Here is a 20,157-nt window from a genome sequence, read left to right on the forward strand (position 1 = left end):
TCGATCATGGAGTTGTGGTGCCGTACACATCGGACAGGGGCACACCTTCCGCCCACCACAACTCCATGATCGACCGGCGGGGCCGGAGCGGCCCGGCCGGCGACAGGGGCTTACGGGGTTGAGGCTGCCGCCTCTTCGACGGCGCGGATGTGCCGGTACGCGAACCAGAGCGGCGGGAACGCCCCGACGGCGAAGGACAGGTCGACGACAGTCCAGAACCAGGGGATGTCCCGGATCGGGCCGCAGATCAGCGCCAGCGGAACGATGCCGGCACAGGCGATCATGCCGACCTGCACCACCCAGACGTTGCGCACCGGGTCGCGCAGCGGCCCCCAGAACGCCACCGCCAGCACCAGGTGGGCGAAGGCCAACCAGTCGGTGCCGTAGAGCAGGAACGGGTAGTCCTCGCCGGCCGTCACGAGCCCGGTGTGCACCCGCTCGATCCAGGCGACAAGCGCGGGCAGTTGGCCGGCGAGCGGGTCCAGGCCGCGCAGCAGCCAGCGCACCTCGATCTCCAGCGGAAACGCGGTGACACCGCTGAGGAAGAGCCCGATCAGCACGATCCACAGCCATCGGCGGGTACGCCGTAGCCGCTCCTCAATCTCCATGATCGGAGCGTAACGACGATCTTCGTGCCGCCCTGTCCCGGAAACGGGCCGCCGGGGAGTGACAGCTGTCTCAGCGGTTCGCCACCCGCCCGGCGGTGGCCAGCTCCCTGAGCCGGACCTCGCCCGACCCGACCCCACCGGCTTCGGCGGGCGCGATGGCACAGACCGCCCCCGTGGGCCGGACGATGCGGGCGGCCCGGAACGCCGCTCGTCGTACCGGATGGCGGGGCCGCGGCACGACCAGCGCGAGGGTCGCCGTGCGCCCGCGCTGCCGGTCCAGGGCGACGCCCGCCGCCGCCGTGGCGATCGCCGCAGCCGATCCGGCGAGGACGAGCGTCTGACGGGGCCCGGCGTGTTCGGCGAGCCAGCCGAGCAGCGGGGCGCCGACCGCGGCGGAGACCGAGCCGGTGACCGCCAGTGCGGCGAGCACCCGACCACGCATCGCGCCGTCGGTGTCGAGTTGGGCGCGGGTGCCGACGGTGGTGTCGATGACCACCGCGGCGGCGGCGATCGGCAGGATCACCGCGGCGAAGCTCCAGGTGCCCGGTGCGAGGCCGGCGACGATCTGCAACCCGCTGGCGAACAGGCCCGCGACGACCAGGGTCCGGTAGCCCAGGGAGCGTCGACGGGCCGCGATGAGCGCCCCCACCACCGTGCCGACCGCGAAGACTGTCGACAGGAAGCCGTACCCGGAGGCACCGGCGCCCAGCGGCCCGTCGCTCATCGCGGCCATGGTCACCTGGTAGTTGCGGCCCAGGCTGCCGAGCACGAACGACAGGGCGAGCGCGAGGAGCAGCACCGGCTGCCCACGCAGATAGGCGAACCCGGCGCGGACACCGCCCCGGTTCGGTCCGGCGTCGGGCACCGCGAGTCCGGGCACGACTCCCGGTCGCACGGCGAACAGCGCCACCACCACGGCGACGAAGCTGGCCGCGTTGATGCCGAACAGCAGGGCGGGGCCGACGGCGGCCACCACCACGGCGCCGAGGCTCATGCCGAGGATGCGGCCGGCGGAGTTGGTGAGCGAACCGAGCGCCAGGGCGTTGCCCAGCGTCTCCCGGTCGACGAGGCTGGCGGCCCAGCGTCCCATCACCGGGCCTTCGATCGCCGAGACCGCACCGGTGGCCAGGGAGATCGCGAAGATCAGCGGCAGGCCGCCGACGCCGGTCAGGGCGACCGCCGCCAGTCCGGCGGCGAGCATCGCGTGGGCGCCCTGGGCGGCGATCAGCAACGGGCGGGCCGGCACCCGGTCGGCCAGCACGCCGCCCCAGACGCTGAGCAGCAACGTGGGCGCCGCCTGGAGCAGCACGGCGAAGCCCATTGACGTCGCGGAGCCGGTCTCCTTCAGGACGTACCAGTTGACCCCGAGGACCTGCATCCAGGTGCCGATGACCGAGACGAAGCCGGCGAGTGCCCAGATCCGGTAGTTGCGGTGGCGCAGCGCGGCGAAGGTGGCACCTCTGGCCACGACGAACCTCCAGCGATCGGCAGCATGATCCAACACACCGATCGCGACGCGGTTCGGCAGCCGACAAGTCTTGCCGGCTTAAACCCTTTTGCCCACTTCTGTGAGCGGCTTCACCAGCGGGAATGCCCGGCCGGTGCGGCAGCAGACCTGCCGCACCGGCCGAACGCCCGCACCTCAGCGAGCCGCGAGAGCCTGCGTGGCCGGGCCCACCGGGGCCGGCAACACACCAGCACCGCCCAGATAGCCGTGGATGGCGGCGGCGACCGCCCGCCCCTCGGCGATCGCCCAGACGATCAGCGAAGCGCCCCGGTGCATGTCACCGGCCACGAACACCCCGTCGGCCTCGGTCTGCCAGTCGTCGCGGGCGTCGATGGCGCCCCGAGGGTTGCGCGCCACGCCGAACTGGGCCAGCAGCGGCTGCTGCTCGGTGCCCTCGAAGCCGATCGCCAGCAGCACCAGATCGGCCGGCAGCTCCCGCTCGGAGCCCGGCACCACCGTGACGATCCGCCGGCCGTCGCGCTTCTCCACCGTCACCTCGGCGATCCGCACCGCCCGCACCTGGCCGGTGCCGTCGTCCACGAACTCCTGCACCGCCACGGCGAAGACCCGCTCGCCGCCCTCCTCGTGCGCCGGGTAGCTGCGCAGCACCCACGGCCACGTCGGCCACGGGTCCCGTGCCTCGTCGCGCTCCTGCGGTGGCTGCGGGTACAGGTCGAGCTGGTGCACGCCCGCAGCGCCCTGGCGGTGCGCCACGCCGAGACAGTCGGCCGCCGTGTCACCGCCACCGATGATCACCACGTGCTTGCCGGCCGCGTCGATCGGGGTGCCGTCCGGCAGCACCGCCCGCGCCAACCGACGCTCACCGGTGGCCACCACGCCGGCCTGGTCGGTGGCCGCGGTGGCGACCGCGCGATTCGCCGCGACCAGGTGCGCCATCGCCTGGTGTACGCCCCGAAGCGCACGCCCGGGGGTCTCCGGGGTGTCCCGGCCCTGCAACGCCCCACAGGCCAGCAGCACCGCGTCGTGCTCGGCGCGCAACTGCTCGGCGGTGACGTCCACCCCGACGTTCACGCCCGTGCGGAAGCGCACCCCCTCGGCGGTGAGCTGGGTCAACCGGGCGTCGATGTGCCGCTTCTCCAACTTGAAGTCGGGGATGCCGTAGCGGAGCAGACCACCGATCGCGTCGTCACGTTCGTACACCGTCACCGCGTGACCGGCGCGGGCCAACTGCTGGGCGGCGGCGAGGCCGGCGGGCCCGGAGCCGACGACGGCGACCGACCGACCCGACGGTGCCGGCACCGCGCGGGGCGTGAACCCGCGCGCCGCGGCGGCGTCGGCGATCTCCACCTCGACCTGCTTGATGGTCACCGGTTGACCGCCGGAGATGCCGAGCACGCAGGCCGCCTCGCAGGGCGCCGGGCAGAGCCGACCGGTGAACTCCGGGAAGTTGTTGGTGGCGTGCAGCGACTCCACAGCGGCGTCCCAGTTGCCGGTACGCACCAGGTCGTTCCAGTCCGGGATGCGGTTGCCCAGCGGGCAGCCGTCGTGACAGAACGGGATGCCGCAGTCCATGCATCGGGTGGCCTGCTCACGGACCAACTCCTCGCCGGCCGGCGGGTACACCTCCCGCCAGTCGGTGATCCGCACCGGCACCGGGCGGCGGGCCGGCAGCCGCCGGTCGTAGCGCAGGAAACCGTTCGGGTCAGGCACGTGCCACCTCCTGGGCAGCCACCCGCGGGGCGGGCGGCACCGGCGCGGCGGGCGCGCTGAGCGCGCCCATCACCGCGTCGTCGACGTCGTGGCCGGCTGCTTCGGCGGCCCGCATGATCTCCAGCACCCGGCGGTAGTCGCGGGGCACCACGGCGGTGAACTCGGCGACCGCCTCCGGCCACCGCTTGAGCAGGTCCTCGGCGACCGCCGACCCGGTCTCGGCCACGTGCCGTTGGACCAGTTCGTGCAGGAGCGACTGCTCCTGCTCGCCCAGCGGCATCAGGTCGACCAGTTCCGCGTTGACCCGGGCTCGGTCCAGGTGGTGCACGAACGCCGTGCCGCCGGACATGCCGGCCGCGAAGTTCCGGCCGGTCGCGCCGAGCACCACAACGGTGCCGCCGGTCATGTACTCGCAGCCATGGTCACCGACGCCCTCGACCACGGCGGTGGCGCCGGAGTTGCGTACCGCGAACCGCTCCCCCACCCGGCCACGCAGGAAGACCTCGCCCGCCGTGGCCCCGTACAGGATGGTGTTGCCGGCGATGATCTGATCCTCGGCCCGCCGCCCCGGCTCGGCGTCCGGGTCGAGGAACGGCGCGGCGGCGTCCGGACGGACGATGAGCCGCCCCCCGGAGAGGCCCTTGCCCACGTAGTCGTTGGCGTCGCCGTGCAGGCGCAGGGTCACCCCGCGCGGCAGGAACGCGCCGAACGACTGCCCAGCCGTGCCGTGCAGCACGAACTCGATGGTGTCCTCGGGAAGGCCGGCGCCGCCGAAGCGACGGGTCACCTCACCGCCGAGCATCGCGCCGACGCTGCGGTGCTCGTTGCGCACCGCCACCTCGACCCGCACCGGCGCACCATCCGCCAACGCCGGGCGGGCCAGCGCGATCAGCTCGTTGTCGAGCGCCTGCTCCAGGCCGTGATCCTGCGCGCGGACCCCGCGACGGGCCGCACCGGCGGGCAGCTCCGGCAGGTGCAGGACGGGCGCCAGGTCCAGCCCGTGCGCCTTCCAGTGCGTCACCGCCGGGCCCACATCGAGCAGCTCGGCCTGCCCGATCGCCTCCTCGATCGACCGGAAGCCCAGCTCGGCCAGGTAACCCCGGACCTCCTCGGCGAGGAACAGGAAGAAGTTCTCCACGAACTCCGGCTTGCCGGTGAAACGCTCCCGCAGCACCGGGTTCTGGGTGGCGATGCCAACCGGGCAGGTGTCCAGGTGGCACACCCGCATCATCACGCAGCCCTCGACGATCAGCGGCGCGGTCGCGAAGCCGAACTCCTCCGCGCCGAGCAGCGCCGCGATCAGCACGTCCCGGCCGGTCTTGAGCTGGCCGTCGACCTGCACGGTGACCCGGTCGCGCAGCTTGTTGAGCAGCAACGTCTGCTGCGCCTCGGCCAGCCCCAGCTCCCAGGGGGTGCCAGCGTGCTTGAGCGAGTTCATCGGAGAGGCGCCCGTGCCGCCGTCGTGGCCGGAGATCAGGATGACGTCCGCCTTGAGCTTCGCCACTCCGGCGGCGACGGTGCCGACACCGACCTCGCTGACCAGCTTGACGTGCACCCGGGCCGCCGGGTTGACGCACTTCAGGTCGTGCACCAGCTGGGCGAGATCCTCGATGGAGTAGATGTCGTGGTGCGGCGGCGGGGAGATCAGACCCACGCCGGGGGTGGCGTGCCGGGTCCGGGCGATCCACGGCCAGACCTTGTTGCCGGGCAGCTGACCACCCTCGCCCGGCTTGGCGCCCTGGGCCATCTTGATCTGGAGGTCGTCGGCGTTGACCAGGTATTCGCTGGTCACGCCGAACCGGCCGCTGGCGATCTGCTTGACCGCCGAACGGCGGGCCGGGTCGTGCAGCCGCTCGACGTCCTCGCCGCCCTCACCGGTGTTGGACTTGCCACCGAGACGGTTCATGGCGATGGCGAGCGTCTCGTGCGCCTCCGCCGAGATCGACCCGTACGACATGGCGCCGGTGGCGAACCGCTTGACGATCTCGGTGGCCGGCTCGACCTCCTCGATCGGCACCGCCGGGCGGACTCCGGTGCGCAGGGTGAACAGCCCGCGCAGCGAGCCGGCCTGCGCGGCGAGCGCGTCGACCTTGGCCGTGTACTGCCGGAAGACGTCGTACTGCCGGCTGCGGGTGGCGTGTTGCAGCAGGAAGACCGTCTCCGGGTTGAACAGGTGCAGCTCACCCTCGCGGCGCCACTGGTACTCGCCGCCGACCTCCAGCCGGTCGGAGACGGCGGTGCCGGCCGGGGGCCAGGCCAGCGCGTGCCGGGCGGCCACCTCGGCGTGCACGCCGGCCAGCCCCACCCCGCCGATCCGGCTGGGGGTGCCCCGGAAGTAGCGCTCGACCAGCCGGGTGTCCAGGCCGACCGCCTCGAAGACCTGCGCCCCGCAGTACGAGGAGACCGTCGAGATGCCCATCTTGGACATGATCTTCAGGACGCCCTTGCCGAGCGCCTTCGCGTAGTTGCGCACCGCCCCGGCCGGTTCCACCCCGACGAGCGCACCCGTGGAGATCATGTCCTCCACCGACTCGAACGCCAGGTACGGGTTGACAGCCGCCGCGCCGTAACCGATCAGCACCGCCGCGTGGTGCACCTCCCGGCAGTCGCCGGACTCCACGATCAGCGCCGCCTGCGTACGCGTCTGCTCGCGCACGAGGTGCTGGTGCACGGCGGCGGTGAGCAGCAGCGACGGGATCGGCGCCAGGTCGGCGTTGGAGTCCCGGTCGGAGAGCACCAGGATGCGGACGCCGTCCTCGATCGCCTCGGAGACGTGCCGGCAGATCTCGGTCAACCGTGCCTTGATCCCGGTGGCGCCCTCCCGGATCCGGTACAGCCCGGAGACCCGGACCGCCTTGAAGCCGGGCAGGTCGCCGTCCTCGTCGATGGAGAGGATCTTCGCCAGCTCGTCGTTGTCGATGATCGGGTGCGGAAGCACGATCTGCCGGCAACTCGCGGCACCGGGGTCGAGCAGGTTGCCCTCCGGCCCGATCGTCGACGCCAGGCTGGTCACCAACTCCTCGCGGATGGCGTCCAACGGCGGGTTGGTGACCTGGGCGAAGAGCTGGTGGAAGTAGTCGTAGAGCAGCCGCGGCCGGGTGGACAGCGGCGCGATCGGGGTGTCCGTACCCATCGAGCCGAGCGGCTCGACGCCGGTGCGGGCCATCGGCCCGAGCAGGATCTTCAGCTCCTCCTCGGTGTAGCCGAAGGTCTGCTGCCGGCGGCGCACCGAGTCGTGCGTGTAGACGGTGTGCTCGCGGGCCGGCAGGTCGTTCAGCTCGATCAGCCCGGCGTGCAGCCACTCGCCGTACGGCTGGCCGGCGGCCAACTCGGACTTGATCTCCTCGTCGTGCACGATCCGCCCGGCCACGGTGTCGACCAGGAACATCCGGCCCGGCTGGAGCCGCCCCTTCGCGACCACGTGGGACGGGTCGAGGTCGAGGACACCGGCCTCGGAGCCGAGCACCACGAGCCCGTCGTCGGTCTGCCACCAGCGCCCCGGGCGCAGCCCGTTGCGGTCCAGCACCGCGCCGACGATCTCGCCGTCGGTGAAGGCCACCGACGCCGGACCGTCCCACGGCTCCATCAGGCTGGCGTGGAAGCGGTAGAAGGCACGTTTTGCCGGATCCATCCCGGGGTCGTTCTCCCAGGCCTCGGGGATCATCATGAGCACCGCGTGCGGCAGGCTCCGCCCGGCCAGGTGCAGCAGCTCCAGCACCTCGTCGAAGTTCGCCGAGTCGGAGGCGGCGGGCGTGCAGACCGGGAAGACCCGTCGAATGTTGCCCGGGACGTTCGGTGAGCGCAGCAGCGCCTCACGGGCCTGCATCCAGTTGCGGTTGCCCCGGATGGTGTTGATCTCGCCGTTGTGGGCGATGAACCGGTACGGGTGCGCCAGCGGCCAGGACGGGAAGGTGTTGGTGGAGAAGCGGGAGTGCACCAGCGCGATCGCGCTGTGCACCCGCTCGTCGCGCAGGTCGGGGTAGAACGCCGGCAACTGGTCGGGCGTGAGCATGCCCTTGTAGACCATGGTGCGGCTGGACAGCGACGGGAAGTACGCCGGGACGCCCCGCTCGGCGGTCTCCCGTTCGGCCTGCTTCCGCAGACAGAACGCCACCCGGTCCAGTTCGATGCCGCGCAGCGGTGAGCCGGCCGGCCCGGCGGGCGCGTCGGTGAGGCGACGCGCGGCCAGGAAGATCTGGCGGACCCGGGGCATCGCCGCAACGGCGGTCTCGCCGAGGTCACTCGGGTCGGTGGGCACGTCCCGCCAGCCGAGCAGATCGGCGCCCTCGACCAGCGCGTACTTCTCGACCACCCGGCGGGCGCGCGCCTCGGCGGCATCGTCGTCGGGAAGGAAGACCAGCCCGGTGGCGTACTCGCCAGCCGGGGGAAGCGCGACGTCGGCGACCGCGCGCAGGAACGCGTCGGGCACCTGGATCATGATGCCGGCGCCGTCGCCGGTGTTCGGCTCCGCGCCGCGGGCGCCCCGGTGGTCCAGCCGACAGAGCGCGCCGAGCCCGTTGGCGACGACCGAGTGTGAACGCCGGCCGTGCAGGTCCGCCACGAAGGCCACGCCGCAGGCGTCGTGCTCCTGCGCTGGGTCGTAGAGGCCCTGGGCGGCCGGACGAGGGTGGGGCGTCGGGGACGCCTGCGGGCTGTGCGGGTGCGGCTGTGCTGTGTCCGCGTACGGCTGAGCCACCGGGCCTCCTGTCGTCACTCAGGTTGGATCATGGTGGGGACGACGTCGGCCCGTGGGTCTATTGAGTCTACGTTAGGGCCGGGGTCGCACGGCCACCCGAGATTGATCACACCGTCCACTGGCTGGGACGTGTAGTCTCGCGCGGTGGATCCGCTACACAAGCACGTCTTCGACCGGTTGGAACGCTTCTACGACGCGGTGCCCCGCGACGCCGCCGGTGCGGAAGAGCATGGCGGGCTGGTGTTGTTCGTCCGCGAGGGTGCCGGCTGGCCGTTTTACGCCCGCCCACGGATCGACGCCACCGAGCCGCCGTCGCTGGCCGACGTGAACTCCGTGCGCGAGCGCCAGCGGAAGCTGGGCCTGCCGGAAGCCTTCGAGTGGGTGCACGAGACGACCCCCGAGCTGTTGGCGGTGGCCCGCTCGGCAGGGCTCCACGTGCTGGAGGCGCCGCTGATGGTGCTCGACCCGAGCGCGCTGCCCGACCCGGCGACGCTGTCCGACGCGGCGGTGCGGGTGCTGGCAGCGGACTCCCCCGGCTTCGCCGCCGATGTCGCCGCCCGGCGCGCGGTGGCAGCGGTGTCGTTCGCCGCCGCCGGCACCGCCCCCGGTGAGGCCGGCCCGGCTGAACGTGACGCCGCAGTCACCGAGCTCGAACTGGCCGCGCTCGACGAGGAGCGCGCTCGGATCGCCGACGGCCGACGGATCTCCGCGCTGGCCGGCACGCCGACCGAGGGTGCGCTGGCCAGCGGCATGGCGATGCGGGTGGACGACGTCGCGGAGATCGCCGGGGTGGCCACCCTGCCGTCCGCCCGGCGACGCGGGCTGGGCGCAGCCCTCACCGCCACCCTCGCCCGGGAACTGCTGGCGGCCGGCACCGACCTGGTCTTCCTCTCCGCGGGCAGCGAAGAGATCGCGCGGGTCTACCTGCGGGTCGGCTTCCGCCGAATCGGCACCGCCTGCATCGCCGAGCCCGCGGCACTCATCTCCTGACCCGCCCGGCGACCGAGGTCAGGTCGGTGGGCGCCACTGGGCGGCGGAGGCGGCGGCACTGGAGAGCAGCCGCGAGTTGATCGTGCCCAGTGCGGCGTCCCGGGCGCGCAGCGCCAATCGGCCCCGGGTCTGCAGCACCGCCGACATCCGCCGGGTCTGCCGGACCACGGTCGCGGCCCGGGGGCGGCGCACCCGGTCGTACGCCACTACGGCGTCGGGCAGCCGGGCCTCCCGTAGCAGCGACGCGAGTGTGGCGGCGTCCTCGAACGCGAGGCAGGCGCCCTGCCCGAGGTGCGGCGGCATGGCGTGCGCCGCGTCGCCGAGCAGCACCACCCCACCGGGCCCGACCGGAAAGCTGTACGCCCGGGGCAGCGGGCGCAGCTCGCGAACCTCCTGTTGGACCAGGTCGGCCGGGTTGGTGGCATCGAGCAGCGCGCCGACCGGCGCCGGCCAGCCCGCGTACCAGCGGCGCAGCAGAGCGAGCTGGGTCTCCGGTGGTTCCGGGCGTGGCGCCCCGGCGGCGGTGGCCACCCAGTAGATGCCGCCGCGGCTGGACCCGCCCGAGGAGCCGCGCTCACCCAGCGACGCGGCCACGAACCGGTAACCCGCGCCGAGAATCTCACCGGCGAGCGGCTGGTCGTCTGGCAGTCGAGGTGCCTGGTACCAGGGAATGACGGCCCGCCAGGCGGCGCACCCGGAGCTGACCACCCGCGACTCGGGCGCGAGTTGGCGGCGGATGCCGCTGTCCGTGCCATCGGCGGCGACCACCAGATCGGCCTCGATGGTGTGCCGGCCGTCGCTCACACCCGGTCGCTCGCCCGGCTCGACGCGGACGTGGCGCACGGTCACCCCGGTACGCAGCTCGACCCGGTCGCCGAGGCCGGCGATCAGGGCGTCGTGCAGATCCTCCCGGTGCACCACCACCGGCATCCGGTCGGCCGGAATGGGCCGGGGCTGCACGAGCCAGTGCCCGTCCGGGCGACGGACTCCACCGTCGGGCAACGGGGTGGCGATGGCGGCCAGGCCGGCGCCAAGGCCGAGGGCCTGCAGCGCGCGGACGCCGTTGGGCCAGAGCACCACGGCGGTCGGCTCGGGGCGGACCCGTTCGGCGCGCTCCAACAGCGTGACCTGCCAGCCGGAACGGGCCAGCGCGCCGGCCACCGCGAGGCCACCGACCCCTGCGCCGACCACCACCGCGCTTCGCATCGGTGCCGCCCCCGCTCAGCTGTCCCGGTCGGCGGGACGTGCGCCCGTGGCGTCGGCCCGGTCGGTGCGAGCAGCGGACGGCTCGTCCGTCGGCTCGTCGTCGCTCGAACTGAGGTCGGCGGCCACCGCGTCGTCGGACGGCTCGCCGTCCTCCTGCCGGGAGTCGTCGCCCGTCGCCGCCGGTACGACGCCGGTGTCCTGCCAGGCGGCGTACTGCTCCTCGCTCACCACCCGGTAGCCCTCCGGCGCGGCAGCCCGCGCCGGAGTCTCCCGCTCGGAGAGGTCGACCTGGGACAGGTCGGACGTGGGGGGCGGGGTCGTCGTCGCCGCCGCGCCGAGCGGGATCAGGTAGTCGCGAGGGCCGCGCACCAGGACGAAGTAGATCAGGGCGCCGAGGAAGACCAGGGCGGCGGTCCAGACGTTGAGCCGCACGCCGAGGATCTGGTTGGCCTCGTCGGTGCGCATCAGCTCGATCCAGAACCGGCCGGCGGTGTAACCCATCACGTAGAGCGCGAACGCCCGGCCCCGGCCCAGCTTGAACCGGCGGTCGAGAATGAGCACCAGGGCCACGACGCCGAGGTTCCACAGCGCCTCGTAGAGGAAGGTGGGCTGGTAGAGGCCCGGTTCGAGGATGGGCTGCCCGGCGTCGTCGCGGAGCGCGTGCCCGGGGTTGTCCGGGTCCATCCGATGGATCTCCAGGCCCCACGGCAGGGTGGTCCGGCCACCGAAGAGTTCGTTGTTGAACCAGTTGCCGACCCGGCCGACGGCCTGGGCCAGCGGCAGCCCGGGGGCCAGCGCGTCGGCCACCACGCTGAGCGGAATGCCGAGCTGCCGGGCCGCGATCCAGGCGCCGACCGCGCCACCGGCGACCGCGCCCCAGATGCCGAGACCGCCCTCCCAGATGGCGAACGCCTTCATCGGGTCCCCACCGGCGCCGAAGTACTTCTCCGGTGAGGTGATCACGTGGTAGATCCGGGCGCCGATGATGCCTGCGGGCACCGCCCAGACGGCGATGTCGAGCACCGCGCCGGGCGCGACGCCGCGCTGCCGCAGCCGGCGCTCCGTCACCCAGCAGGCCAGCACGATGCCGGCGATGATGCAGAGCGCGTAGGCCCGGATCGGCACCGGCCCGAGCTGCCAGACGGCGGTGCTGGGACTGGGCAGGGCCGCCTGGGGGGAGAGCGAGGCGAGGGTCACGGGTGCACACGCTACCGCTGCACACCCCCGCAGCGGCACCCCGGGCGGCGGGAGCGCGCATCCCGGTGACTTCTGGTTTGCACCGCCGTAGGCTCTTTGTCCATGAGCGCGCTCACCTGGGCGGTAGCCGCGGTCGTCGCCGACGACACCGGTCGGGTGCTGCTCTGCCAGCAGGGCCGGGGAACGCGCCGCTACGCGTTGCCCGGCGGGAGGCTGCGCCCGGCCGAAGGCCCGGTGCGGGCGGCCCTACGGGACATCCGCGCGGAGACGGGCTGGGACATCGAGCTGATCGACCTGGTCGGCGTCTACCACCTGGCCGGCCCGCCGGGCGAGGCTGCGGCCGGTCGCGCCGGGCCGCTGCCGGACGTCCTCGTGCACGTGTTCCGGGCCCGCGCGACCGGGGTCCGACCCGCCACCGACCCACCGCCGGGCTGCCGGTTGTCCTGGCACTCCCCCGATGCGCTGCCCAGGGTGGTCACCCCGCTCACCCGGGCCGCCGTCACCGACGCGACCGCCGGCCGTTCCGGCGTGCTCCGCGACGTCCCCTGGCTGCCCGACACCGTCGCCGCGCCACCCCCCGCTCAGGAGTGGCAACCGACAGCTGACCAGGGCGGCCGACCGGGATCGGGACAGCCACCGGAGCAACGCGGCGAAGCTGCGGACAGTTCCTTGCGCCCCTGACGATTCCGGAAGCGTCCCGAGGCCCGCCGCGTGGTCGCGGACCAGACGTGGCCGGGCCATCCGGCGCAAGATCTCCCCGGGGTGGGGCGTTCAGTGGGTGGGGTTACGGACACCCTCGGCGAGTTCGGCACTGAGCGTGCGCAGCGCCGCCAGCCCATCGGCCTCGGTGGGCGCGTCGAGCACACACCGGACCAGCGCGCTGCCCACGATCACCCCGTCGGCGTAACCGGCGACGGTGCCGGCCTGCGCACCGGTGCCCACGCCCAGGCCGACACCGATCGGCAGGTCGGTGACCGCGCGGGTGCGGGACACCAGCGTCGGGGCGGCGGCGGAGGTACGCGCCCGCGCACCGGTCACCCCCATGACGGCTGTCGCGTAGACGAAGCCGCGGCAGTGCTGCACCGTCATCGCCAGCCGGGCGTCGGTGGACGACGGCGAGACCAGGAACGTGCGGTCCAACCCGTGCGCGTCCGAGGCCGCCAGCCACTCGTCGGCCTCGTCCGGGATGAGGTCCGGGGTGATCAGGCCGGTGCCGCCGGCGGAGGCGAGGTCACGGGCGAAGACGTCCACGCCGTAACGCTCGACCGGGTTCCAGTAGGTCATGGTGACCACCGGAGCGCCGGTGGCCGCCACCGCCTCGACGATGCGCATCGTGTCCGCGGTGCGTACGCCCCCGGCCAGCGCGATGTCACTGGCCCGCTGGATCACCGGCCCGTCCATCACCGGGTCGGAGTAGGGGATCTCCACCTCGATGACGTCGACGCCGGCCTCGACCATGGCGGTCATCGCGGCGATGCTGCCCTCGACGGTGGGGAAACCGGCCGGCATGCAGCCGACCAGCAGTGCCCGTCCGTCGGCGCGGGCCTTGTCGAAGGCCACCCCGATCCGGCTCATCTCACTGCTCCTTGTCGAGGATGCCGAAGTAGTCACCGGCGGTGTGCACGTCCTTGTCGCCCCGCCCGGACAGGTTGACCACGATGGTGGGCTCCCGGCCCAGCTCCGCGGCGAGCTTCGGGGCCAGCGCGACGGTGCCGGCGAGCGCGTGCGCGCTCTCGATCGCCGGGATGATGCCCTCGGTGCGGCAGAGCAGTTCGAAGGCGGCCATCGCCTCGTCGTCGGTGACCGGCAGGTAGCTCGCCCGACCGGTGTCGTGCAGCCACGCGTGCTCCGGCCCGACGCCGGGGTAGTCCAGGCCGGCGGAGATCGAGTGCGACTCCAGGGTCTGCCCGTCGGCGTCCTGGAGAACGAAGGTGCGGGTGCCGTGCAGCACCCCGGTGGACCCACCGGTGATGCTCGCCGCGTGCCGGCCGGTGGTCACCCCGTCGCCACCGGCTTCGAAGCCGTACAGCCGCACGGCCTGATCGCCCACGAACGCGTGGAAGATGCCGAGCGCGTTGGAGCCGCCGCCGACGCAGGCGGTGACGGCGTCCGGCAGCCCGCCGGTGAGGTCCAGGCACTGCTGGCGAGCCTCGTCACCGATGCCCCGGACGAAGTCGCGCACCATCGCCGGGAACGGGTGCGGGCCGGCGGCGGTGCCGATCAGGTAGTGCGTCTCGTCGACGTTGGCCACCCAGTCGCGCATCGCCTCGTTCATCGCGTCCTTGAGGGTGCGCGAACCATTGGTCACCGGGACGACCGTCGCGCCGAGCATCCGCATCCGGGCCACGTTGAGCGCCTGCCGCTCGGTGTCGACCTGGCCCATGTAGACCACGCACTCCAGGTCGAACAGGGCGGCGGCGGTCGCGGTGGCGACACCGTGCTGGCCGGCACCGGTCTCCGCGATCACCCGCGTCTTGCCCATCCGCTTGGTGAGCAGCGCCTGGCCGAGCACGTTGCGCACCTTGTGCGCACCCGTGTGGTTGAGGTCCTCCCGCTTGAGCAGCACCCGCGCGCCGACCTTCGCCGAGAACCGCCGGGCCTCGTAGAGCAGCGACGGCGTGCCGGCGTAGTCGCGCAGCAGCGCGCCGAACTCGGCCCGGAAGGACTCGTCCGCCATCGCCGTGCGCCATGCCCCGTCGAGCTCGTCCAACGCGGCAACCAGGGCCTCGGGAACGAACCGACCGCCGAAGCGGCCGAAGTGGCCGGCGGAGTCGGGCTGCGGGCCGGCCACCGGGGCCAGCGCGTCGGCGCTCATCGGGATTCCTCTCGGTGGGACGTCGGACCGGCGCGGGGTCAGCGCACCGGCCGGGGCGTTGCCGGGTGATTGCCGGCGTTGACCAACTCGGCGACCGCCTCGCGAGGGCTCTTCTGCGTGACCAGGCCCTCGCCCACGAGGACCGCGTCAGCGCCCGCGGAGGCGTACCGGATCAGGTCGTGCGGGCCACGAACGCCGGACTCGGCGATCTTGACAACGCTGCTGGGCAGGCCCGGCGCGATCCGCTCGAACACCGACCGGTCAACCTCCAGGGTACGCAGGTCACGGGCATTGACCCCGATCACCTGCGCGCCGGCCTCCAGCGCGCGGTCGGCCTCTTCCTCGTCGTGCACCTCGACCAGAGCGGTCATGCCCAGCGACTCGATCCGCTCCAGCAGGCCCATCAGGACGTTCTGTTCGAGTGCGGCGACGATCAGCAGGACCAGGTCGGCGCCGTGCGCACGGGCCTCGTGGATCTGGTAGCTGGAGACCACGAAGTCCTTGCGCAGGACCGGCACGGTGACCGCGGCACGGACAGCCGCCAGGTCGTCCAGCGAACCGCCGAACCAGCGCCCCTCGGTCAGCACGCTGATCGCCCGCGCCCCGCCGGCCGCGTAGTCGACCGCGAGATCGGCCGGATCGGCGATCTCGGCCAGCCGGCCCTTGGACGGCGACGAACGCTTCACCTCGGCGATCACGGCCACGCCGGGCTTACGCAGCGCCGCGTACGCGTCCATGGGCGGCGGCGCCGCCGCTGCCAGTTCACGGATCCGCTCCAGCGGAACCTGCTCCTGGCGTCGGGCGACGTCTTCACGTACGCCAGCCAGGATCTCGTCGAGCACGCTTACGGACGCTGCCTGGCCGGCCTCGTCCCCCTCCGCGTGCGCATGCTCAGCAGTCACGAACGGACTCCCCTCTCCGGGCGTCATGGGCCGATGCTAGGGGCAGCCGATCGACGCCGAATGCCGGGGGTATGGCGCGGCTCACGAAAAGGGCTGCGGCATAATGGCCGACCTGCCGTGAATGGGTTGTCACGCAGCGCCACCTCCGGTATCGACCACCGTCACGCGGTATGGAGCCTGGCGGCCACGGTCAGACCGGGCCGATCCATCGATCATGCCATCAGTTTCCGTCCGACGCCCGACGGCAACGATGTCGATCGATGCTGTGAGCAAGCTCAAGGCCGAACGGACGGTCCCTGGTCGCGGCCGAGGCGGGACAGTTGACCGGGCGGTCACCGCGGCGAAACGTCGACGGGCGAGCATCGTCCTCGGGCAGACTCGATGGCGCGCCTGCCCGACCGCCGCAACTCCTCCTGCGAGGTGACCATGAACATTTCCGAGCCGCACCAGACCATCGGACTGACCACCATCTCGCGGACGGTGGCGTCACTCGCCGTCGGGGTGGTGCACACCGTGGAACGGGCCGTGGTGGGCGAGGGCCGGATGCGGACGGCACGGGGCAACGCCTGGGAGGCGGTCTGCGCCGACCGGGCCCGCGCCGACCAACGCGCCGAGCTGAACCGCCTGGTCGCCGAGCTGACCGCCGCCCGCGCCGCCAGTCGCCGCGCCCAGTGGGAACGCCAGCCGGTCGGCTGACAGCCGCCGGCCGCCGCAGCCGCCGCGTCAGTCGTCCGTCGGGTCCTCGCCCCGGTCCAGCGCGTTCCACGCCTCGGTGGTCCGCCGCCCCGCCAACGGCGTCGGCGGCCCGGCCGGGTCGCTCTGCGCCGGCGCGGCCTCCGGGGCGGTCCGCGTCGGACGTTCGTACCGCGCGCCCATCGCCGGCCAGTCACCGCCACGCCACGCCGTCCACCAGCCGCCCACGGCGGCCAGCAGACCACCGAGCAGGCAGAGCGCCGGCCACTGCCGGCTCACCGAGCCACCCATGTCGGCTACCAGCCCATACCCGCCGCCGGCCGCCACGGCCAGAGCGAGCACGCCGAGCAGCACACCGAGCACCCGCCGCAGGCGGCCCCGGGTGGCCAGCACCGCGCCGCCCCCGGCCAAGGTCACCAGGGCCAACGCCGGCAACCAGGGCAGCAGACTCGCACCGCTGCGGGTGTCGCGCACCGGCGGCAGCGGCGCCGGACGCACCGACAGCTCTACCGACCAACTGCGTGTCGCCGCCCACAGCGCCAGGCCCGCGCCGGCCAGGCAGAGCAGCACGGCGTACGTCAACGCGCGCCGACCCGCGACAGACCGCTCACCGCCGCTCGCGCTCACCGAGCGGGCCGTTCGTTCGCGACTGCGGGGCTCCGCTGCGCTGCACTCCTCGCGCTCACCGAACCGGCCCTTCGTTCGCGACTGCGGGGCTCCGCTGCGCTGCACTCCTCGCGCTCACCGAACCGGCCCTTCGTTCGCGACTGCGGGGCTCCGCTGCGCTGCACTCCTCGCGCTCACCGAACCGGCCCTTCGTTCGCGACTGCGGGGCTCCGCTGCGCTGCACTCCTCGCGCTCACCGAACCGGCCCTTCGTTCGCGACTGCGGGGCTCCGCTGCGCTGCACTCCTCGCGCTCACCGAGCGGGCCTCAGAGTTTCGGCGGCTGCGATCGCGGCCAGCACTGCCGCGGCCTTGTTCCGCGTCTCCTGGTCCTCGGCGGCCGGGTCCGAGTCGGCGACCACTCCCGCCCCGGCCTGCACATAGGCGCGGCCGTCGCGGATCAGCGCGGTCCGGATGGCGATCGCCATGTCCAGGTCGCCACCGAAGCCGAAGTACCCGACGGTGCCGCCGTAGAGGCCACGACGGACCGGCTCCAACTCCTCGATGATCTCCATGGCGCGCACCTTCGGCGCCCCGGAGAGCGTGCCGGCGGGGAAGGTCGCGGCCAGCGCGTCGAACGCGGTCTGGTCGTCCCGCAACGTGCCGGTGACCGTGGAGACGATGTGCATGACGTGGCTGTACCGCTCGATGGTCGCGAACTCCGGCACCTCCACGCTGCCAGGCTGACAGACCCGCCCCAGGTCGTTGCGACCGAGGTCGACCAGCATCACGTGCTCGGCCCGTTCCTTCGGGTCGGCGAGCAGCTCGGCGGCGAGCGCGGCGTCGGCCGCGGGGGTGCCGCCCCGCGGCCGGGTGCCGGCGATCGGATGCAGCAACGCCCGGCGCCGCCCTTCCGCGCCCCCGCTGACCTTCAGATGCGCCTCCGGAGACGAGCCGACGATGTCGAACCCGTCGAAGCGGAGCAGGTACATGTACGGGCTGGGGTTGCTGGTGCGCAGCACGCGGTAGACGTCCAGCGGGTCGGCGTGGGTCGTCCGCTCGAAGCGCTGGGAGAGCACGATCTGGAAGCACTCGCCGGCCCGAATCGCTTCCTTGGCCGCCTCCACCGCCTTCGGGTAGCCGCCGTCGGGCGTACGGCAGAGCACCTCGCCGACCGGCTGACGCTCAACTGTGGAGATCATCGGCGGGATGGGCCGGGACAGCGCCGTGGTCATCGCGTCCAACCGGCCCACCGCGTGGTGATAGGCGGCGGCGACCTGCGGGGCGCGGTCCGGGGCGTCCAACGGCGGCAGCACCGCGTTGGCGACCAGGATCGCCGAGCCGTCGTAGTGGTCGAGCACCACCAGGTCGGTGGCGAGCATCATGCCCAGCTCCGGGATGCCCAGGTCGTCCTCGGTCAGCTCGGGCAACCGCTCGAAGCGCCGGATCAGGTCGTAGCCGAGGTAGCCGACCATGCCCCCGGTCAACGGCGGCAGACCGTCGGACGGGTCCCCGACCGGGCCGGCCAGCGCCGCAACCGTCTCCCGCAGCATCCGCACCGGGTCACCCTCGGTGGCCAGCCCGGTCGGCGGCTGGCCGAGCCAGGTCGCCACGCCGTCGCGTTCGATGAGTGTGGCGCTGCTGCGTACGCCGATGAACGAGTACCGCGACCAGGCCATGCCCGCCGAGCCGACGCCCTGCTCGGCCGATTCCAGCAGGAACGTGCCCGGTCCACCGGCCAGCTTCCGGTAGACCCCGACCGGGGTCTCCGCGTCGGCCAGCAGCCGCCGGGTGACCGGCACCACCCGCCACTCGGCGGCCAGTGCGGTGAAGGTGGCCAGGTCGGGGCTGAGGGTGCCGTCGGTCATGGGAGTGCCTCCGGCGTAGTGACGGGCAGCTCGGTGAAGAAGCAGGTCCGGTGGCCGGTGTGGCAGGCCGCGCCGACCTGCTCCACGCTCACCAGCAGCGCGTCCCCGTCACAGTCCAGGGCGACGGACCGCACGTACTGGTGGTGCCCGGAGGTGGCGCCCTTGACCCAGTATTCGCGTCGGCTACGCGACCAGTAGGTGGCCCGGCCGGTGGTGAGGGTGCGGTGCAACGCCTCGTCGTCCATCCAGGCGACCATCAGCACCTCACCGGAGTCGTGCGCGCGCACCACGGCGGCGACCAGACCGTCGGCGGTGCGGCGCAGCTGGGCGGCGATGGCCGGGTCGAGCCGGGAGGGACGCCCGGGCGCGGGCGCGGCCAGCTCGTTCGGATCGCTGGGTACGCCGGTCACCGGCGGGTCAGGTACGGGCACAGTTACCAATTCTCCCGCACGCGGCGCGGGCGCCGCCGACCGCTCCCGCCAGGGCTGCGGCCCGGGCCCCGAGGGGTGGGGTTGCGGCAGCCCCGAGGGGTGGGGTCGCGGCGCGGGCCCGGCTGGCCGGGCCAGTTGGGCGACATAACGGTCCAACCGGCCGTCGACCAGGGCGGCGGCGAGGTCCGCGCCGGCCGTCTCGGCGATTTCCTCCGCGTACGGCCGAATCAACGGCAGCGTTCCGGCGACCAGCCGCACGGCGGCGGCCCAGAGCTGCCCGGTAGCGCCGGGGCGCAGCCCGAGGCAGAGCAGCATGTCCGCCCGGTAGCCCGGTGGGGTCACCGGCAGGTCCAGGGCCGCCGCGAAGGCATTCCGGCGGGAGTGGACCCGCACGGACGGGTTGGCCGGGCGCAACACCGAGGGGCAGAGCCGTGCCAGGTCGGCGACGGCGAGGCGGACCCCGAGGCGATCGTTGACCGCGCGGGCGGCGGCGGCCTTACCCAGCGTGGCGATCATCTCTTCCAGCCGGGGTGGCTCGGCGGGTTGACACAGCACCGGCAGATCGATCCTGGGACGCCAGTGCGGGTCGGCCCAGAGCAGCCGGGCCGGCGCGGTGACCGGCAGCCCGAACGCCCAGTCGGCCGGTTCGCCGAGGCGGTGCACCCAGGACCGGACGTCACGGGCGGCCACCGAGACGTGGGTGACCTGGCCTGCGGTCTCGGTCAGGTAGGCCCGGCGGACCGCGTACGGGGTGCCACCGACCAGCACGTCGAGGTCGACGTCGCTGTGTGCGGTGGCGGCGCGGCGGGCGTGGCTGCCGCGCAACAGGATGCCGACGACCGGCCGCTCGGCGGCTTGCCGCAACCGCGCGGCCCAATCCTCAAGAAAACCGCTATCCGGTAACGGAGCGTGACCCACCGCGCCATCGTGCCGCACGTCCGATCGGTACGCAATGCCCGTTGCCGGACT

General features: G+C 73.2%; 15 protein-coding genes and 1 pseudogene. 3 read left to right on the plus strand and 13 right to left on the minus strand.

What is annotated here, in order from left to right; all coding sequences use genetic code 11:
- Positions 1–110 precede the first annotated feature (110 nt).
- From V6U86_RS05480 to gltB, 4 genes are all read right to left on the minus strand, one after another.
- On the minus strand, positions 111–608 hold the full coding sequence (locus V6U86_RS05480) for a hypothetical protein (protein WP_334499130.1): 498 nt from the start codon (positions 606–608) through the stop codon (positions 111–113).
- Positions 609–678: 70 nt separating this feature from the next.
- Complete coding sequence (locus tag V6U86_RS05485) at positions 679–2,076, minus strand: MFS transporter (protein ID WP_334499132.1); 1,398 nt, start codon at positions 2,074–2,076, stop codon at positions 679–681.
- Between the two features lie 174 nt (positions 2,077–2,250).
- Complete coding sequence (locus V6U86_RS05490) at positions 2,251–3,786, minus strand: glutamate synthase subunit beta (protein WP_334499135.1); 1,536 nt, start codon at positions 3,784–3,786, stop codon at positions 2,251–2,253.
- On the minus strand, positions 3,779–8,482 hold the full coding sequence (gltB, locus tag V6U86_RS05495) for a glutamate synthase large subunit (RefSeq protein WP_334499137.1): 4,704 nt from the start codon (positions 8,480–8,482) through the stop codon (positions 3,779–3,781). Before gltB ends, V6U86_RS05490 begins: the two co-directional genes overlap by 8 nt.
- A 144-nt stretch (positions 8,483–8,626) precedes the next feature.
- Between gltB and V6U86_RS05500 the strand changes: the two genes are divergently transcribed.
- The gene (locus V6U86_RS05500) at positions 8,627–9,472 is read left to right on the plus strand and encodes a GNAT family N-acetyltransferase (protein ID WP_334499139.1); all 846 of its coding nucleotides are present in this window, start codon (positions 8,627–8,629) and stop codon (positions 9,470–9,472) included.
- A gap of 18 nt (positions 9,473–9,490) precedes the next feature.
- On the opposite strand, the gene V6U86_RS05505 is transcribed toward V6U86_RS05500, so the two are convergent.
- Positions 9,491–10,678, minus strand: a complete 1,188-nt coding sequence (locus tag V6U86_RS05505) for an FAD-dependent oxidoreductase (protein ID WP_334499141.1) — start codon at positions 10,676–10,678, stop codon at positions 9,491–9,493.
- 15 nt (positions 10,679–10,693) lie between these two features.
- Positions 10,694–11,875, minus strand: a complete 1,182-nt coding sequence (gene lgt / locus V6U86_RS05510; RefSeq protein ID WP_334499143.1) for a prolipoprotein diacylglyceryl transferase — start codon at positions 11,873–11,875, stop codon at positions 10,694–10,696.
- Between the two features lie 102 nt (positions 11,876–11,977).
- Here lgt and V6U86_RS05515 point away from each other — a divergent pair, with 102 nt between their 5' ends.
- On the plus strand, positions 11,978–12,556 hold the full coding sequence (locus V6U86_RS05515; protein WP_334499146.1) for an NUDIX hydrolase: 579 nt from the start codon (positions 11,978–11,980) through the stop codon (positions 12,554–12,556).
- Positions 12,557–12,646: 90 nt separating this feature from the next.
- Here V6U86_RS05515 and trpA read toward each other — a convergent pair whose 3' ends face one another.
- Genes trpA through trpC form a run of 3 tightly spaced genes read right to left on the minus strand, consistent with a single transcriptional unit; the run spans position 12,647 to position 15,532 of the window.
- The gene (trpA, locus tag V6U86_RS05520; RefSeq protein WP_334499148.1) at positions 12,647–13,450 is read right to left on the minus strand and encodes a tryptophan synthase subunit alpha; all 804 of its coding nucleotides are present in this window, start codon (positions 13,448–13,450) and stop codon (positions 12,647–12,649) included.
- Position 13,451: 1 nt separating this feature from the next.
- Positions 13,452–14,690: a tryptophan synthase subunit beta gene (gene trpB / locus V6U86_RS05525; protein WP_334499151.1), complete on the minus strand. Its 1,239-nt coding sequence runs from the start codon at positions 14,688–14,690 to the stop codon at positions 13,452–13,454.
- Positions 14,691–14,728: 38 nt separating this feature from the next.
- Entirely contained in the window at positions 14,729–15,532 is an 804-nt protein-coding gene (gene trpC / locus V6U86_RS05530; RefSeq protein ID WP_030334428.1) for an indole-3-glycerol phosphate synthase TrpC, read from the minus strand.
- Between the two features lie 486 nt (positions 15,533–16,018).
- On the opposite strand from trpC, the gene V6U86_RS05535 reads away from it, so the two are divergent.
- Entirely contained in the window at positions 16,019–16,288 is a 270-nt protein-coding gene (locus V6U86_RS05535) for a hypothetical protein (RefSeq protein ID WP_334499879.1), read from the plus strand.
- A gap of 27 nt (positions 16,289–16,315) precedes the next feature.
- On the opposite strand, the gene V6U86_RS05540 is transcribed toward V6U86_RS05535, so the two are convergent.
- From V6U86_RS05540 to V6U86_RS05555, 4 genes and pseudogenes are all read right to left on the minus strand, one after another.
- Complete coding sequence (locus tag V6U86_RS05540; protein WP_334499153.1) at positions 16,316–16,912, minus strand: Trp biosynthesis-associated membrane protein; 597 nt, start codon at positions 16,910–16,912, stop codon at positions 16,316–16,318.
- A gap of 291 nt (positions 16,913–17,203) precedes the next feature.
- Complete coding sequence (locus V6U86_RS05545; protein ID WP_334499155.1) at positions 17,204–18,757, minus strand: anthranilate synthase component I; 1,554 nt, start codon at positions 18,755–18,757, stop codon at positions 17,204–17,206.
- Entirely contained in the window at positions 18,754–19,188 is a 435-nt protein-coding gene (gene hisI, locus V6U86_RS05550; RefSeq protein ID WP_334499881.1) for a phosphoribosyl-AMP cyclohydrolase, read from the minus strand. The genes V6U86_RS05545 and hisI overlap by 4 nt, the downstream gene beginning before the upstream one ends.
- 231 nt (positions 19,189–19,419) lie before the next feature.
- A pseudogene (locus tag V6U86_RS05555) lies at positions 19,420–19,704 on the minus strand (phosphoribosyl-AMP cyclohydrolase); the annotation flags it as partial.
- Positions 19,705–20,157 lie beyond the last annotated feature (453 nt).

The organism is Micromonospora sp. CPCC 205558, assembly GCF_036902955.1.
Taxonomy (GTDB): Bacteria; Actinomycetota; Actinomycetes; order Mycobacteriales; family Micromonosporaceae; genus Micromonospora.